This window comes from Novipirellula methanifontis, from assembly GCF_052161655.1.
GTDB lineage: Bacteria > Planctomycetota > Planctomycetia > Pirellulales > Pirellulaceae > Novipirellula.
In genome coordinates, this window is record NZ_CP197418.1 from 5571725 (window position 1) to 5589516 (window position 17792).

The 17792-nt window shown below is 55.0% G+C and carries 10 protein-coding genes; 3 read left to right on the forward strand and 7 right to left on the reverse strand.

All coding sequences use genetic code 11. The annotated features are described in order from the left end of the window. Positions 1 to 324 precede the first annotated feature (324 nt). From SH528x_RS20285 to SH528x_RS20295, 3 genes are all read right to left on the reverse strand, one after another. On the reverse strand, positions 325 to 903 hold the full coding sequence (locus SH528x_RS20285) for a DsrE family protein (RefSeq protein ID WP_442505275.1): 579 nt from the start codon (positions 901 to 903) through the stop codon (positions 325 to 327). Positions 904 to 1206: 303 nt separating this feature from the next. Continuing rightward, positions 1207 to 4350 carry an efflux RND transporter permease subunit gene (locus SH528x_RS20290; protein ID WP_442505276.1) on the reverse strand — a complete coding sequence of 1048 codons (3144 nt, stop codon included), beginning with the start codon at positions 4348 to 4350 and terminating at the stop codon, positions 1207 to 1209. Next, positions 4347 to 5606, reverse strand: coding sequence for an efflux RND transporter periplasmic adaptor subunit (locus SH528x_RS20295; RefSeq protein WP_442505277.1), 1260 nt, complete (start codon positions 5604 to 5606; stop codon positions 4347 to 4349). Before SH528x_RS20295 ends, SH528x_RS20290 begins: the two co-directional genes overlap by 4 nt. A gap of 118 nt (positions 5607 to 5724) precedes the next feature. On the opposite strand from SH528x_RS20295, the gene SH528x_RS20300 reads away from it, so the two are divergent. Beyond that, the gene (locus SH528x_RS20300) at positions 5725 to 6210 is read left to right on the forward strand and encodes a MarR family winged helix-turn-helix transcriptional regulator (RefSeq protein ID WP_442505278.1); all 486 of its coding nucleotides are present in this window, start codon (positions 5725 to 5727) and stop codon (positions 6208 to 6210) included. After that, positions 6207 to 6902 (forward strand): antibiotic biosynthesis monooxygenase, encoded by a 696-nt coding sequence (locus tag SH528x_RS20305; protein WP_442505279.1) that lies wholly within the window; start codon positions 6207 to 6209, stop codon positions 6900 to 6902. Before SH528x_RS20300 ends, SH528x_RS20305 begins: the two co-directional genes overlap by 4 nt. Positions 6903 to 6933: 31 nt before the next feature. On the opposite strand, the gene SH528x_RS20310 is transcribed toward SH528x_RS20305, so the two are convergent. Then, positions 6934 to 7272, reverse strand: a complete 339-nt coding sequence (locus SH528x_RS20310) for a P-II family nitrogen regulator (RefSeq protein WP_442505280.1) — start codon at positions 7270 to 7272, stop codon at positions 6934 to 6936. Between the two features lie 457 nt (positions 7273 to 7729). Further along, positions 7730 to 9829, reverse strand: coding sequence for a transglutaminase family protein (locus SH528x_RS20315; RefSeq protein ID WP_442505281.1), 2100 nt, complete (start codon positions 9827 to 9829; stop codon positions 7730 to 7732). Positions 9830 to 9890: 61 nt separating this feature from the next. Between SH528x_RS20315 and SH528x_RS20320 the strand changes: the two genes are divergently transcribed. Further along, complete coding sequence (locus tag SH528x_RS20320; protein ID WP_442505282.1) at positions 9891 to 10748, forward strand: transglutaminase family protein; 858 nt, start codon at positions 9891 to 9893, stop codon at positions 10746 to 10748. A 126-nt stretch (positions 10749 to 10874) separates the two neighbouring features. On the opposite strand, the gene SH528x_RS20325 is transcribed toward SH528x_RS20320, so the two are convergent. Next, positions 10875 to 14285, reverse strand: coding sequence for a transglutaminase family protein (locus tag SH528x_RS20325; protein ID WP_442505283.1), 3411 nt, complete (start codon positions 14283 to 14285; stop codon positions 10875 to 10877). Then, the gene (locus tag SH528x_RS20330) at positions 14285 to 17614 is read right to left on the reverse strand and encodes a transglutaminase family protein (protein ID WP_442505284.1); all 3330 of its coding nucleotides are present in this window, start codon (positions 17612 to 17614) and stop codon (positions 14285 to 14287) included. Before SH528x_RS20330 ends, SH528x_RS20325 begins: the two co-directional genes overlap by 1 nt. Positions 17615 to 17792 lie beyond the last annotated feature (178 nt).

The following is a 17792-nucleotide window of genomic DNA, read 5'->3' on the forward strand; positions in this document are numbered from 1 at the left end:
GTAAAACGTCGATCCTTTTGTGAGCCAACGGCGTTAGCGGGCCGTTGATTTAATCGAAATGCAAGTCACATAAGTGAGCCGTGGGCCGTAAGGCACCGGGTAGTGCGTGGGACCCGGCCGCTGACGCGTCACGGCTCACTAAATCAACAAGCCGTCAAGAGTTTCGGGCATCCCGGACAGTCAACGAAAGTCTTGACGACTTCCGCAACGGGTTCAGGGACGACCAGTCGCTGCAAGGCCGGAGGCCGGCACACTTAACGAGAGTGTGTCGCCCTCTGGCTATGTTTCCCACCTCCACTAGCCAGTAGCTCTCACTGCCCGTCTTTATTTGAAGGGAATGTAGGCGTAGCCGGCCATTTGTAATTGGATATTGACGGTGGCGGCCGAGACGGCGACTTTGACCTCCGACAACACTTCGTCGGTCGCGAATCCGTGATGCGCCATCGCTTGGCCACAGACTACAATTTCCACTCCGGCGTCGGTCAATGTCTTGACCAGCTCGCGGTTTGGGTTCTTTGCCTTGCCCAAATCCTTCTTGTACGACGAAGCGTGTTTGGCCATCGCTTCATCCTTCAGTGCGGCGGTAGTCGCCGGACCGTGCAAAATCACCGTCATATTAAAATCGTGGTCGGTGCCAGCGCCTGCTGCGGTGTATTGATTCAGTATCAACGCCGCTCGATCCAACCCAAGCAACACGCCTCCCTCCATTTTGTCGGAGGTAATATCGAGGATCACCTTGGCGCTCTTTTGCGGTTGGTAAACGGCGTCGGGCAATACGACGATCCCGCCATGGTCTTTCACCACGGGGTGCTCGTATTTCGGATCACCGGTTGGATCGCCCGCTCCGGCTGTGGAGGAAACTAGGAGCAGGGTCAGTACCGTGGTAGCGATGGTGAGTTTCATCAGAAAGACTCCTCAATTGATCTTGTGAGCGAAAATCAAGCGTAGCGAACCTTGCTTGTTTTGCAGAGCAAAGTGTCCTAGAGGAGCAAGCAAATACCGAGCCAAAGATCCTCGTGCACTCGCTCCTGCACAACGCCGTGAACGATTCTCTGGCTGGAAATTACACCATTTACATTTCGTAGCTACGCACGCCAGAGCGTGGATTGTTGCCGTCCATTCTGAATCACCACCTTCTGGCGAAGGTAGCTACTAGGAAATCGTTCACGGCGTTGGGAGGGAGCCTGGGAACCAGGGGGGCGTAGGTTATGAAACGAGCTCGACGGGGTCGGACTGTTTCGCTGGCGGTTGACGGAGCTCACTGATCCACTGGAATACAACGTAGAAGACTGGCGTGAAAAAGACCGCCAGGACGGTTGAGGTTATCATCCCGCCACAGACTGCGGTCCCCAGCGACCGCCGGCTCGCTGCGGCAGCCCCGGTCGCGAACACCAACGGCAATACGCCCAAGATGAACGCAAACGAAGTCATCAAGATGGGTCGGAAACGCATCCGCGATGCATCCACCGCCGCCTCGCGAATCGACTTGCCCTGCATCCGCAAATCGCGAGCAAACTCGACAATTAGAATCGCATTCTTGCTAGCCAATGCGATGATCAACACCACACCAATTTGCACGTACGTGTTATTGTCCATGCCCATCATCGAGATCGCAGCAACGGTGCCCAATAACCCCAGCGGCACGACCAAAATCACTGCAAACGGAAGCACCCAGCTTTCGTATAAAAAAGCCAGCACCAAATAGACGATCAACACCGCCAAACCAAACACGTAGATTTCCTCGCCCTTGGCCTGACTCTCTTGGAGTGAAACGCCGCTCCAATCAAAGCCGATTGATTCTGGGAATTGCTCCTTCGCCAAACGAGCCATCGATTGCAACGCCTCGCCCGAACTGGTTCCTGCGGACGCAGACCCGGTCACGTTGGCCGACGGATACAAATTGAATCGGCGGATGATCTGAGGCCCAAACGTTTCATCAATTCTAATCAAACTGCCCAGCGACACCATTTCGCCTTTGGCATTGCGGACATTCAACCGTCGCACGTCATCGACCTGGTCGCGAAATTCCGCATCGGCTTGTAGCGTGACGCGATAGGTGCGTCCGAACTTGTTAAAGTCATTTACATACGCAGACCCCAACGCGGCTTGTAGCGTGGTGAATACTTCTCCGAGTGGTATCTGCATGCTGAGCACTTGGGCGCGATCGACATCCGCGAACAACTGAGGCACTCCGGCACGGAACGTCGAATTGACTCGTTCTAGTTCCGGCTGCTGCGCCGCACTGGCGACCAACTCGTTGACTGCCTTTTGTAATTCATCCAGCCCCGCACCCCCGCGGTCCTCGACTTGCATTTCGAACCCGCCGCTGGTTCCTAGACCTTGAATCGCAGGTGGCGGAATAACCAAGATAAATGCATCTTTGATCGCCGCAAACTTTTGGGTGATCTGACCAATCAGCGGTCCCTGTTGCAGCTCTGGCGTCGTGCGGTCTTCCCAATCCTTCAACCCAATAAACATCGTCGCCGCGTTGGACGATTGACTTCCTTCCAACAAGGACATGCCGCCCAGCGTGAACCAAGTCTTGACGCCAGGTTGTTCGGCAAGGATCGCGTTCATCTGTTCGACCACTTCACGCGTACGGTCCTGCGACGCCGCATCGGGCAACTGGATCGCCGTAATCAAATAACCTTGATCCTCGGTCGGTAAAAATCCAGTCGGTACTTTTTGATACCACCACACCGTGCCCACCACCGTGATGACAAACGCCAGCATGACCGCGGGCCAGCCACGGATCAGACCGCGAACGCAGAACACATAGAACGCTTCTAACCATCCAAATGCACGATTGAACCATCGTGACAAGAAGAACTTTTCATGTTCAGGCTTTGCCGGTTTCAGCCACAATGCACACTGAGCCGGCTTTAGCGTCAACGCGTTGACCGCACTCAAAAACGCGGTCGCCGCGATTGTCAATGCAAATTGCCGGTACAGTTGTCCGGTGATCCCCGCCAAAAATGCGGTCGGAATAAAAACCGCCATCAACACCGCGGTGATCCCGATCACCGGTCCAGTGACCTCGCTCATGGCGCGGATCGTTGCTTCTTTGGGCGATTCCCCGCGTTCGATATGATGTGATGCGTTTTCGACAATCACGATCGCATCATCAACCACGATTCCGATCGCCAACACCAGCCCAAACAACGTCAGCAGGTTGACAGAAAATCCTAACAGCGGCATGATCGCGAATGCCCCGATGATGGTCACCGGCACCGTGGTTGCCGGGATCAAGACGGCACGCCAATTCTGTAGGAACACCAAAATCACGATCAAAACCAACACGCCCGCCTCGAACAGCGTCTTGTAAACTTCGTAAATCGCCGAAGAAACGAAAATTGTGGTGTCAAACGGGATGTCGTACTGCAGCCCTGCGGGGAACGATTCGGAAAGGTCGGCAATTGCCTTTTTGACGCCCTCGGCGACATCCAATGCGTTCGCACCGGGCAGTTGATAAATCAGAACACTGGCCGAACTGATCCCGCCTTTTTGAGCGAACGTATCGTAGGTTTGTGCCCCAAGTTCAACGCGAGCGATATCACGCAGGTAGGTCAAACTGCCGTCGTCGCCGACTTTGACAATGATGTCTTCAAACTGTTTCGGATCCGACAAACGTCCCAGCGCCGTCATCGTGTACTGAAACGCCTGCGAATCATCAAGTGGCGGTTGAGCGATCTGGCCCGCAGCGACTTGAACATTTTGTTGTCGCAGCTGAGTCATCAAATCGGTAAACGTTAACCCTCGCGCGTCCATCTTGGTCGGGTCGGCCCAGATACGCATGCTGTACGCCCCCGTCCCGCTGACGGTAACGTCGCCGACACCCTCGACGCGGCTAAGCTCGTCTTTAAGCCGCAGGTTGGCGTAGTTCGAAAGGTACAGACTGTCGAAAGTGTTGTCGGGCGAAGTCAGTGAGACGACCAACAAAATGTTGGTTGACCGTTTTTGAACCGAGATCCCTTGTTGACGAACATCCGATGGCAAAAAGGGCTCGGCAAGTGCCACACGGTTTTGCACCAACACCTGGGCTTCCTCGAGATCCGTACCGACTTCGAATGTAACGGTTAACGAATAGCTGCCGTTGGATGACGAGGTGGACTGCATGTACAGCATGTTCTCGACACCGTTGATCTGCTGCTCCAACGGCGCGGCGACGGTGTCGGTCATCACTTGGGCACTCGCGCCCGGATAGTTCGCAGTAACCTGGATCGTCGGTGGCGTGATGTTCGGATAACGCTCGACTGGCAGATTCACCAGCCCCACGATGCCCAAAATTACTGTCATGAACGCGATAACGTTCGCGGCGACGGGACGGTTGATAAAGAAATTGCTAATCACGACTTCGCTCCTTGAAGCCGCACTTCGCTACCCGGTCGGATTTTCTGTAACCCCGAGGTTACGACGGTCTCGCCCGCCTTGATCCCTTCGCGAATGACCGTCATCTCGTCGACGATATCGCCCATTTTTATGCTCCGCCGCTGAACCTTGTTGCCATCGCCAACGACCATCACATAACGACCTTGTTGATCCATGCCGATCGCTTGAGTCGGAATCAATACTGCTTCGTATTCGGCCGTGAATGGGGCTTGAATGCGGGCAAACAAGCCTGGTGAAAGGATACCGGTGTCATTGTCAAACGTCCCGCGAACAAGCGTGTTGCCGCTGCTTGGATCAGTGATGTTGTTGACAAAGTTGATCGATCCTTCGTGAGGAAAGCCATCTTCGTTGGCGAGCCCCAAGCGGATCGTGATCGATGACTGGCGAGCGTCTTTGACTTCTCCCTCGAGCATCCGCGTTCGATAATCGAGCACCGATTGTTCATCAACATTGAAATCGACGTAAATCGGATCGACCGAGACCACCGTGGTCAAAATCGTCGTGTCAGCCGCGACAAGGTTTCCGCTGGTGACCAACGAGCGACCAAGCAGCCCGTCGATCGGAGACCGGACGCGAGTGTATTCGAGATCTAATTGATTGCGGGCAACCGTGGCCCGTAGGTTCTCGATCTGACCACGCAATTCCGCTACTGCGGCAACAGCCTTATCGTATTCCGCGGCACTGGTGGCATTGCGATCAAGCAACACATCGGAACGTGTTAGGTCCTTGTTGGCTTGTTTCAGTCTCGCTTCGGAGGCTTCGAGAGATCCTTTTGATTGCTGTAATGCCAATTCATAAGGCTGAGGATCAATCATGAATAGCAGATCTCCCTTCTTTACCAATTCTCCTTCATTGACGCTCACCTCGGGAATCGAACGTTTCGCTGATTCGTCCGTTTCTGCAGTTTCGTCAGTTGTGGGGTCACTGTTTGGTGCTTGAGTGTCAGCGGGTTCATTCGACTGCGTCCGATCGCTGTCGGCCGAACGGGGGCTTTGTAAAAGATAGCCGCTGACGCGTGCACGGATTTCAACCGAATTCACCGCCGCGGTACGACCGGTGTATTCGCGGTAGTCGATGATTTTTCGCGTCGTTGCATCCGCAGTTTCGACCTCGGGCACCGGCATCGCGGGTGGGCCGGCTGGCGGAGTACTCTCTGTTTGACACCCTGCCACCGCAAGCAGCGGCAAACAGAACAAAAGGCTGAGCAAGTGTTTCATAGTGTGTGACACAGGGTAAAAGCGAAAAAACGCAGCGAGCTCCCGTAATGCTCCCCGCTTGACTGCAGATGTTTTATGCGTAAACTATTTTCGCGTCAAGTACTTTGGAAAGCCTGCCATGCCCCCACAAAATCTGCAAAGCGAACTTCATCGCAATCAACCGTTCGCTTCACTGCAACAAGAAGTGCTCGTAAGTTTGCTACGCACCGGCGACCAGCTCGAAAACCGGCTGGTGCGATTCTTTCGCGAACGTGATTTGACGCTAGCTCAGTTTAACATGCTGCGTATCCTCCAAACGGAGGGGCGGGAACTCACCTGTGGCGAGATTAAGCAGCAGATGATTCAGGTCGTGCCTGCCATTACCGGGGTCGTCGATCGACTTGAAAAACAAGGAAGGGTCCAACGTCATCGTTGCAGCGAAGATCGTCGGGTGGTGTATGTCAGCATCACCAAACAAGGCGAAACGCTCTGCAACCAAGCGATGCCGTTCCTGGAAGAGCTCGAGTCGAGTCTGCTGAAAAGCCTCACTCAAAAAGAGCTCAAGCAATTAATCACGTTGCTGGAAAAGACCCGTGAGTCGCTGACCAAGGAGGCACATCAATGAATTTGCTGAGTCGAACCATTCCGCGACCGAAGCGTGGAGCATACGAATTGGATTTCCGAACGACGACGACTGCCGAAGCTGCCGCAAAACCGGATCCGGTTGCGAATCTCGATGAGTCGGGATCCACCCAGCCAGCAACGATCTTTGTCACCGCGTTTCCGAAAGCAGGCAAAGAACGTGAATGGGAACAGGCGAATGGCGACTTAATTCGCACGTCGCTTGACTTTCCTGGACATCTCGGGGCGTTAGTGCTGCGGCCTCAGCAATCGGGCGATCGGCACTACCGCGTGATCTCGAAGTTTGATTCTGTCGAGAATATGCATCGCTGGTACCATTCGGCTGAACGCAAAGAGAAGGTCGCTCGGCTGCAGCCATTTGAAGGTAAACCCGCGGATATCCATCACTTAACGGGATTAGAAACTTGGTTCGAACTGCCTCATCACGGCGGTTGCGACCTAGCGGCGCCGCCCAAATACAAGATGGCGATCGTCGTCTGGATCGCGGTCTACGCGACCGTGCTTCCGCTGGTCGGTTTTCTGAAACCTCACGCCGCCTCACTACATCCAGCGATCGGCAGCGCGGGGATTGCTGCGATCAGTGTCGCGATGATGACATGGGTGATCATGCCACTTTTGACATGGCTGTTTCAAAGCTGGCTTTACCCACGTGTAAATTTGAAATCGGACCATTAGCGACGTTCATGGGCTAGCCCAACCGAGCGTTCTACAACGCGACTTCACCATGCTCCGAAGTGCGGATGCGAAACGCGTCGCCGATTTCGGTCACAAAAACATTGCCATCGCTGGCACCATCCACTCGCGCCGCTGTCAACAATGCGTCCAGGGCGGTCTGCAATTGATGGTCTAAGACGACGACCTCGATTTTGATATTGGGAATGAAGTCGTACTCAAACTTGGCTCCTCGGTAAACTTCTTTCTGCGCGACCTCTTCGCCATAACTCTTGACCTCCGAAACGGTCATCCCGCCAAAGCCATGATCGACCAACGACTGTTTAACTGAGTCCAACTTGAAATGTCGGATAACCGCTTCGATCTTTTTCATAGCAACCAGCGTTAAGACTTGGGAAGGAAGGAGGAATTGCAACCGTGAGCTGCGGGCCGTGGGGAACCAAGCGATGTGTTTACCAAAGGCTCGCAGACCTGTCCGCTAATTGCCTCATTGCGATTGGTGTGCCAAGTGATGTTAGAAAGACCCTCTTTGCGGACTTTTGAATCACGCCAATGGCAAAGGATGACAGAATAGCGGGAATTTGCGTAGCTACACGCGTCGCCCAACCCAATTCGAACGTGTTCCTTACTGCAACCGGACGGATTGCGCCGCGAGCCCGATCAAACTAGATGGCGTTTTGGACTAGGCCGCAAGTTGCGGAGATGCGTCGTCCTTTGGCATCGACCGCCTAATCAAGTGGCACCTTAGCGAGTCTGATTTCTGCGATCAGGACTAGTCCGAGCTCTTTTGATGGCCTGATCCTATTGAATGGCGATACCGTATGCCACGCTTATTGCCAGCGCAGATCCACAACGCACTGCCCCACCGCTTCGGCGGGCGGCGGCGTCAACGCCATCGGTGGTCCGTCGAGTGATTTGACTACACAACGATCCGCGCGGCGCTGGCGTGCTTCGGCAATCGTCGACGGCAATCCGGGATACGGCTCGCCCAGCGGATGCCATTCGTGCAACGTGATCCGCCACGATCCCTCAACAGGATGAGATAGCGTCAACGTCAATGGCGACTGTGCACCGAGCGTGGGATGCAGTCCGGCCAGCGGCACGAAACTGCGATAACGCAGCCCCGCCAACCGCAACGACCCCGCATCGTCAACTTCGTCATGAAGCGGAATCACCCAATCGCCAACCGACAGAGTCCAATCGCGAAGCTCCTGCTCGCTGGACGACCGCAATCGGACTTCGATTCGCGACGAGCTGGAATCAATCAGTCGTGAACCACCTCGTTCCTGCGTCGCAACGTCGCCGACCAACGGCCAAAACTCCAACGCCCGACGCAACTCGAACCGCGAATTGCCGAGCTGACAATCCGTCAACACACGATGACGATCGCAAAGCACACGTTCGACCAAGGGAGCGGCAAGTCCTAGGCCGTGGTTTTCCAAGTCCGCCAATACTTCTTGCAAATCGCGACCCAAGTAATAAGGCAGCGAGAACCGCTGGTGCAGTGATTCGCCCCAATCGATTAACGGATCGTTTGTGGGATACTCGGCAAGCATCGCGACGACGGCGCGAAACAACGCGGCCAACGATGCCATCGTCTCGGGATCGGCCGCCATCCGCAACGCACGAAACTCGACCAAACCAAGCCGTCCACGGCCGCCGAGATGCGGATTTGCGAGCTTTTCGATATTGATCTCTGCTCTATGGCTATTCCCGGACGGATCCGACAAAAACGGTGCGAGCGTTCCCCAAATCGTCTCAGGCAGCGGATTGTCGACGCGAGCGAGCAACTCGAGTGCAAGCGAAAGTTCTGGCAATGCCTGTGACAGTGTTTCATCGACTCGCGGCGCTTGACTGTCCGATCCGACTGAGTCGACTGCGTGCAAGTACGAAAGCGACGGATGTCGATTGAAATACCGCACCAAACTGGGCAACAAACTTGGCACCGTCAAAAACGGGCTAGCCGATGGCTCGACTCCACCAAACGTAATGTGCCCACCGCCTCCCGAATCGCTCTCCACGCCATTGTATTGCAAGCGATAGGTCGCCATCCCCTCGTCGTCCGCCGCAGCCGCCAATTCTTGCAGCCGCTCAAGCAGCTCGGTCGCACATCCGACCGGTGCCATGTTAACTTCGATCACTGCTGGGTCGGGTGTGATCGTCGTCCACGCCACGCTCGCGTCCACTGGTGGCGGATATCCCGAAAGAATGATCGCACCCACGTCAGATTTTAACGCCGCGGCCGAAACGGCAGACAACAACCGCTGGAATTCGCGGACATCGCCAATTCGAGGTAGCTCGACTCGCACCGCATCCTGTTCGCTCAAGCAGACGACTAGAAACGTGCCGTCCTCGGCTAACGAATCGGTGACTTCGGCTCCCTCGACCTGCTCGCCGTGAAGCGATGGCCGAATCAACAGCGGCTGCTCGGCGACGTCGGTAACCGGAGCCACGTCATCGCTGCGAAAGACGACGCGGTTGGCCAAGGGAGCGTCCAATGTCGACGCAGTCAAACCGATCGAATTCAAGACCGAAGTCAATTCAGCCGCAAGCGTCTCGGGCTTCGTTGCGTTTGTTGCAGCATCGGCGCTGACTTTACGAAGCAAAACATCGGGCGGTCCATCCCACACGGGGCAACCATCACGACGCGAGTACAGCCCCAGACTCCATCGCGGGCAGGGTTCGCCACTGTATTGACGCCCCACGCAATGCAAGACCGCCGCACCAGGGTCGGATTGAGCGAGACGCTTCAGCATCCGTTGGCCCCGCTGAAGTTTGTCTTCGCCGAGCGCGTTAAACAGCCATTGCGGTGTTTCCGAACCGCGATCGGTGTAGGTGGGTTCCGCACCAACCCAAATCGTTCTCCCTAAGCGATTGACCGCTTCATCGTGTGCTGCCAAGGCCAGCATCACATTATCATCTGAGTTCATCGAGTCTTCGCTTCGTCGCGAGGGGTAGTTTGAAGAGCTCTGTGTCCGATAAGATTTACACATGCGCCGACTCAAAATAATACACAAAACGCGTTACCGATATCCCCACCCCGTTAAGTTGCACGCCCACAAGCTTATGTTGCGACCACGCGAAGGGCACGATATCCGCATTGTCACTTCGCAGTTGGGCATCCAACCCGAACATGCGATTCATTGGCACCGCGACGCTCATGGAAATTCCGTCGCGGTGGTCACGTTTCAGAATGAGTCCGATTTCCTAGAGTTTGACAGCGAAGTCGTGATCGACCATTACGAGGACGTTCCCGCCGACGTCCGATTGGATCCGCGTGTCCAGCAATTTCCTTTTCAATACGATGTCGGGGAACGAGAAGACTTGCTGCCCTACATGCTGCCGGTCTTCACGCGAGGTGCTGAGGCGCTGAAGGATTGGATCGAGGGATTTTGGAAGCCTGGTCAATCGCTGCCAACGCTTGATCTGTTAAACCAGATAAACGAAGCCATCCCCGGGCAGTTGCAATATGGTCGACGCGAGGCACTCGGCGTCCAACGTCCTGCCGAGACACTCGAAAAGGGGACCGGATCGTGTCGCGACTTCGCCACATTGTTCATGGAGGCATGTCGGCACCTCGGTTTGGCCGCACGTTTCGTCAGCGGTTACCGATATGAAGCGAACCTGCCCCTAGCCGACGGAGCCACGCATGCGTGGTGCGAAGTCTATTTGACAGGCACCGGTTGGCGAGGATTCGACTCGACCGCAGGCCAGCGAGTCGGAGGCGATCACATCGCTGTCGCAGTCGCCCGCCATCCGGAATGGATTCCTCCGGTGTCCGGTTCCTATCACGGACAAGCGAAATCGTTAATGGAAGTCGAGGTCCAGGTGACCCAGCAAAGTGGCTAAGGGTCTTCGGAACAATTCCTGAAGTAGCGGAAAATCGCCCGAGAGTTTCGACATGCCCGGCGATTCACGAAAGTCTTGACGACTTCCGCTAAGAGTCATCCCGCCAGTAGGCGAAGGAAGTCGAACTTACACGACACGCACGTCGTTCATCACCATTCCCTTTCCAACAGCGACTTTGGTCAAATCCAACAAGTAAGGAAATCGGCGATCGAGAAGTTGTGTGGGCGTCGTCAGCGTTTGGTCAGCACTGCCGGATCCGGTGAAGCGGCCGGCTACACGAACGGGCGAAGGCGGAATCGGAGCGAGTGGTTCGGTCGGTTGACGACCACCGAGATCACTCGCCGCTGGAGTCCCCAGCACGGCCTCAGGCCACATTTGAGGTGCCGATGGATAGTAGGTGCAACCGCCAATCACCTTGCCTGTCCACGTGTCAATCAGATCAAAGACCAACGCGGTGACAGGAGCAATCGTGGGATGCAGAGTCGAGGGTGGCTGAGTCACTTTGTAACGAACCCCGGCGAGGTAATCGCCATCGATCGAACCACGTTTCAGCGGCACCATCTCGTGATTACAAGCTAAAACGTAACGATCGGGTACGAGTCCGCTGAGCCGCACCTGTAACCGCTCATTCGCAACGTCGATAAAACGAGCGATTCCACCGGCGGTTACCTCTTCGGCCAGTAGCGGTGATGGTTCGTGTGCCCTTCGCAATTCCAATGTGATATCGCCGATTTGCACCCATCCCAGACGCGGAAAGTTCAGATTCAGAGTGGACGCAAACCACTCCTGCTGCAGCGGAAACCCAGATTCATTCAGTTCGCGGATCACCGAACCAAAATCATCCCACAACACCTGAGGCAACATGAAACGGTCATGCAGTTGGCTCTCCCATGCGACCAAGGGTTGCGTGTACGGCCGACGATGAAAGTGGGCAATGAGCGAACGCAGCAGCAATGACTGCAAGGACGCGAGCTTTGCGGTCGGTGCCATTGCAAAGCTTTGCAGCATGATTTCGCCGAGTCGCCGACTTTGGCGTTCGGGTGCATACAAATTATCCACGCGAATTTCGGCGCGGCGCATGTTGCCCGACGCATCGGCTAACAAGTGGCGAAGCAAGCGATCCGGCAGCCAAAGATGCGGCGTTTCCCCAACGGGGAAACGCTCCAATGCGATGCCAAGTTCGTATAACGCGTCATCACGACCTTCGTCGGGGCGAGGCGCATTGCCGCTTGGCCCGATTTGAGTGCCGGAAAACAGATAAGACAAACACGGGTGGTTTTGCCAGTAACTAATCAGCGATCGCAACAATTGCGGATGATTAAGAAACGGACTTGTCGACGGCGTCGTTCCGCTCAGCGTTAGCGTGGTGTTGTTATAGGGACGCTGGACATCTTCCTCGTTGATTTCTTCAGGGTCGATACCACCCGCGTCGCCCTGGGCCGAGCGGTTCTGGGCCAATCGGTTCTGGGCAACTAGGCTTAACGAATCGGCTGCGGCAAAGACGGTCTCATAAATCTCGTGTTGTTCTTGCCAGCTCGCTGCCGCAGGCAAAAACAATCGCAAACGGACTCCGTCGGGCTCGATCACAAATCGGCGTACACGTTGATCGTGCGGGGGGGCATAGCCTTCGAGTACAACCGGAAGTTTCAACTGTACTGCCGTCGTCTCGATGGTTGCAACCAATTCGACATAATGTTCAACGTAATGAATTGGTGGCATGAAGACATGAATCGCATTATCACGGGCTTCGATGCACATCGCGGTTCTTGGTGCTCGGCCATTGCGACCGCTGTCAACATCCTCCGGCACATCACTGGTCGCTGCAATCACCGATTGTCGTGCACTTGGTTCGCCGTAAACTTCGGGCAACAAAGCTTTTTCTTCAAGCGGGCTCGGCTCGGTGGCAATATCATCTGGCTCTGTCGCTAGTTTCGATAAACTATCAAGCGGCAACCGGAAACCGATCGGAAAATCGCCCGGCAACAGATACAAGGCGTCGCGACGGAATTCCCATTTCCCGCTCGCCCAACATTGATCAACAGGATCCCAACGCATCGGCAGAACATAACCCGCCGGTTCGGCCTGAGTCGACGAGAGCTGCTGGGCTAGTTTTTTCCTCTGTAAAGGATCTTTCAGTTCATCCGAACTCGGAATATAGCTCAGTAGTGCAGGGTCGGACCAAAGTTGGTGCAGTCGATCTTCGTGAGCCGAGATTACGAATTCGGAGTTGAGCCCAAGACTGGTCGCCAAAGTGCTTGCAAATTGCTGTGCATCATCGCTTGTCACATTATGGGCGGAGTCTTCATTGTCAGCCAAAGTTTGGGCATGACGTAACAGCGGGTGGCCATCGGTGCGGAAATAGCAACTCATCCGCCATCGTGCGCTGGCCTCGCCACGATAGTGTTCGCCTTGGCCGAGGTGGACCGCGCCACCCGGTGCCCATTTCGCTTTCAATCGACACATCAATTGTCTTGCTACATCCTGATTGCCGTCACCCAAAGCTTGATTGTTGGTGGGCAATGCCGAGTCGACTACGAAATTAACCTCGGCGCCGCTACACAAGCCCAGGTTTTGCTGTTTCAGGACGTCATCAACATACCGTCCTGTCGCTGCAACGTCACGCCAATGGGTTTCGCTGAGCAATTTGTCCTGTGCGATCGGTTTCAAACGTTGGAGCTTCACTTCGTCATGCGAGGAAGCGACGAGCTGATCTTTGATACCGACCAACGGCAAAGTGCGAAATCGATCGGGTGCACTGGCTAATGGAACGTGGTTTTCTGCGGTAAAGACGCCCAGACTTGGGTCCAAGCCGATCCAACCTGCACCAGGCACGAACACTTCGCTCCAAGCGTGCAGCCTTGCCGCGTCATTGCTCTCGTCGTCGCTGATGTCACCCTCACTATCAGTGGTCAGGGAGATCAAATACCCCGAGGTAAATCGAGCTGCCAGTCCCACCGCACGCAACGTTTGTGTCAGCACCCAAGCTAGATCCCTCGACGAACCGCCACCGTTCTTGGTGATCGCATCCAAATCCATGGGCCCAGCCGCCGTCGTTGAATTCACCTTGAATTTTTCATGAACGGCGTTGTTCAAGAGCGTCAGGAACTCGACCAAATAAAGGGGTGAGCGGTCGAGTTCATTCAACCAGCTTGAAAAGTCAGCACCACAGGTCTCGAGATGTAAATAGGGAAGCAGCTCTTTGCGTATTTGTTCGGGATATTCGAACGGATAGTCGTTGGCAAACGGTTCGACAAAGAAGTCGAATGGATTGATCGGATCAAGGTCCGCAATAAACTCATTGTCAAATCCGATCCGGCTGAACGGCTCTGGCAAATCCAAGCGACCGAGATGGTTTTCAAACGGATCGCGTGCCCAGGTCAACCAATTGGGTTCCGCATGAACTTTCATCGAATAGGCCTCGATCTTCGCCACCGTATGGGGCGCAGGACGAAGTCGTAACCACAACGTTGTCGGATTCACTTGACGATGAAAGACGAAACGAAGTTGGTGGCTAAGGGCGACACGCATACTCATCATTAAATTTCGCGACGAAGGTCTAAGGTGTGCGGGTAATCAGAATTGGGTGCAGCGTCAGGATCACGTTGCGGCAACGGAGGCATATCTGCGTAATAATCTTTTAATTGATCGACCCATTTCGGAAGCGGTGAGTCGCCGCTGCTATGGCCCCAAGACCAGAACCGCGACATGCGGCGTGCCTCCGCTTCAAACGCATTGATGGGGAACGAATCGTAGCCAAGACCACCTGGATGGGAGACGTGGTAAACGCAACCGCCGATCGATCGCCCCAGTTGCAGGTCGAAGATGTCGAACACAAGCGGGGCATGCATTCCGATTGTGGGATGCAAACCGAACGCGGCTTTCCACGCTTTGAACCGGACGCCCGCAACGTACTCATTTGGCACACCGGTTTCTTGCAATGGCAAACTGCGGCGGTTACAAGTGACGCGATACCGTTTCGGATCAAGGCCACGGCAGACGATCTCAAGTCGCTCAACGGCCGAATCGACGACGCGAGCCTGACGCTGCGCCCCGTCCTCTTCGTCCAATACCAACCACGGCTCGAGTGCCATCCGTAACTCCAGTTCAACTCCTCCGTACGTCACACGTCCATAAACGGGAAAACGGAATTCGAAGAACGGTTCGTACCATCCCAAATCAAATGGATAGCCGTCATCCGAAAGCTCCGTCATGACCGATTGGAAATCGCTGCGGACGTAGTGCGGTAACATAAAGCGGTCGTGCAGCGCCGTTCCCCATCGGACCAAACGATGACGATACGGTTTACGCCAAAACTTTGCGATCAATGCTCGCAGGAGCAGCATTTGTGCCAGACTCATACGCGAGTGCGGCGGCATCTCAAAGGCCCGAAACTCAACCAGGCCGAAGCGTCCCTTGGGGCGATCGGCAGGATAAAGTTTATCGATACAAAATTCAGCTCGGTGTGTATTGCCAGTCAAATCGGCCAGGAAACTTCGCAAACAATGATCCAGCTCAACCGGCGATACCCCGGTTTCGATTTCACTTAAACTGACCTCCAATTCATCAAGCAAATGATTGCCGCGTTCGTCGATCCGAGGCGCTTGCGAAGTTGGACCAATAAACAATCCTGAGAACAAATATGACAGCGACGGATGATGTTGCCAGTAAGTGATCAGCGATCGCAACAGGTCGGGGCGACGCAAAAACGGACTGTCGGCGGGCTGTTCTGCACCGAGCGTCACATGGTTACCACCGCCGGTACCAGTGTGTCGACCGTCCAGCATGAACTTTTCCGTAGCAAGCCGTGACAACCGTGCTTGCTCGTATAAGGTCACCGTGTTTTGTTCGAGATCGTCCCAGTTATCAGCGGGTTGGATGTTGACCTCGATCACCCCCGGATCCGGGGTGACCTTCAGCGACTCGAGTTGCGGCGCATCGGGCGGTTCGTAACCTTCGATTAACACGGGCAATTGCAGTTCGGCGGCAGTCGCCTCGATCGCCGAAAGCAATGCAGTGTAGTGATCAAAGTCTTCGATTCGCGGCATGAAAACATAGAGATGCCCTTGTCGAGGCTCGATGCACAACGCCGTATAGGGAACTTCGACAAGCTGTTTAAAGAAGGCACGCACGGTCTCGGGGTCGGCATCAGCCGGAGGAGGCGCAACCGCATTTCCACCACCGCTCGCTTCGCCGAGAGGTGGCTGCAAAGAGGGAGCGATGTAGTCATACTCAAATAACTCTTCCACAGCCCATGGCAACTGTCCAAGCGGCAATCGCAAACCCATCGGGGAACCGCCCGGCATTAAAAACATCTCGCCGCGTGGGAATGCCCATGTCCCTGATTGCCAATGATCGCGTGCAAAGTCCCAACGTAGTGGTAACGCAAAGCCAATCGCGCCATCTAAACCACGAGCAAGGGCAAGGCTAAGATCGTCGCGGTATTGCCGGGCCCAGGGAATGACAATATTGTCGGCTCCTACCTGCTGCTGACTCTCGCGCCACAGGTAGTACAGCCAATCTTCGCGAGCGGCGACGAGAAATCGTGAATCAATCCCCAGCATGCTCGCGACGACTTGTCCAAAACGCTCGGCGTCGTGGACCGTGACGTTGGTAGGTTTCGTTTCGTCGGCGATCCAGCGTTCATCGCGCCACAGCGGTATACCATCGTTCCGCCAAAAACATCCCAGCGCCCAGCGCGGCAGCGGTTCTCCGGGGTACCACTTGCCTTCGCCGTAATGCAACAAAGCACCGCTGGCAAACGATTCATTCAATCGCTTCAGCAACACGCCGGCGCGTTCACGTTTATGCACGCCCAACGCTGCGGTGTTCCACTGAGCTCCGTCCATATCGTCGATGGAAACAAACGTCGGTTCGCCGCCCATCGTCAAACGAACGTCAAGATGATTCAGTTCGTCATCGACTTGGCGACCCAATGTACGAATCGATTCCCATTGTTCGTCGGTGTAGGGCTTCGTGACTCGGGGATCTTCGTGGACCCGTGTGACCACGTTGCGAAAATCGAACTTAACTTCACATTTCTCGGAGGCTCCGGTGACAGGTGCCGCACTGATGGGATCCGGTGTACAGGCCAACGGAATATGGCCTTCGCCAGCAAACAAGCCCGATGTTGGGTCCAAGCCAATCCAGCCAGCCCCAGGAATGTAGACCTCGGTCCACGCGTGCAAATCGGTAAAGTCGTGATCGGTGCCCGAAGGACCGTCGAGGGATTCCTCATCCGGAGTCAGCTGGACCAAGTACCCTGAGACAAACCGCGCCGCGAGTCCGATGTGGCGGAGAATCTGTACTAACAACCAAGCGGTATCGCGACAGGACCCGGTACGCATCTTGAGCGTTTCTTCGCACGTTTGAATACCGACGGCCATGCGAATGTTGTAGCCGATGTCCTGTTGTAATTTGTGATTGATATAGACGAGAAAATCGACACAGCGTCGGCGAGTCAGGTCGATGCCTTCGACCCAAGCGGCCAGCAGCGGACCGTTGTCCGTTTTTTCGAAATACGGTTCCAACTCATGCCGCTGCAGTGGCTCGTACTCGAAAGGAAACTGCTCGGCGTATTCCTCGACAAAGAAGTCAAACGGGTTGATTACGGTCATTTCCGCAACCAACTGAACGTCGACCACAAACTCGGTTACTGGTTCTGGAAAGATGACCCGCGCGATTTGATTGCCAAAGGGATCTTGTTGCCAGTGGATATGGTGATCGGCTGGTTCAATCTTTAGCTGATATTTATGAATGGGCGTGCGGGCATGAGGTGCCGGCCGCAGACGGATCAGATGCGGTGACATCCGGATCGGCCGGTCATAGGAATAGCGAGTATAGTGCTCAAGCCCAACGTGTATTGCCACAGCTATGTCGGCTCCGTCGGTTCTGCCGAGTGCGCAGGCAGCGGCGCATCGTGAGAACCATGATAAGTTTCAGTTCGTTTGCTAGATCCGCCGGCTAGAGTGTAATCAAATAGCCCTGGTCTTGTCAGCAAAAAGGGACAAAGAATAACGCCACAGATACACCGTGTCGGAATTGGAC

Excerpts from the sequence above, each read along its gene's own strand:
- SH528x_RS20300 (WP_442505278.1), top strand. The coding sequence starts at position 5,725 with ATGCCCCCACAAAATCTGCAAAGCGAACTTCATCGCAATCAACCGTTC.
- SH528x_RS20325 (WP_442505283.1), bottom strand. The coding sequence starts at position 14,285 with ATGATGAGTATGCGTGTCGCCCTTAGCCACCAACTTCGTTTCGTCTTT.
- SH528x_RS20310 (WP_442505280.1), bottom strand. The coding sequence starts at position 7,272 with ATGAAAAAGATCGAAGCGGTTATCCGACATTTCAAGTTGGACTCAGTT.
- SH528x_RS20320 (WP_442505282.1), top strand. The coding sequence starts at position 9,891 with ATGCGCCGACTCAAAATAATACACAAAACGCGTTACCGATATCCCCAC.
- SH528x_RS20315 (WP_442505281.1), bottom strand. The coding sequence starts at position 9,829 with ATGAACTCAGATGATAATGTGATGCTGGCCTTGGCAGCACACGATGAA.
- SH528x_RS20305 (WP_442505279.1), top strand. The coding sequence starts at position 6,207 with ATGAATTTGCTGAGTCGAACCATTCCGCGACCGAAGCGTGGAGCATAC.
- SH528x_RS20285 (WP_442505275.1), bottom strand. The coding sequence starts at position 903 with ATGAAACTCACCATCGCTACCACGGTACTGACCCTGCTCCTAGTTTCC.
- SH528x_RS20295 (WP_442505277.1), bottom strand. The coding sequence starts at position 5,606 with ATGAAACACTTGCTCAGCCTTTTGTTCTGTTTGCCGCTGCTTGCGGTG.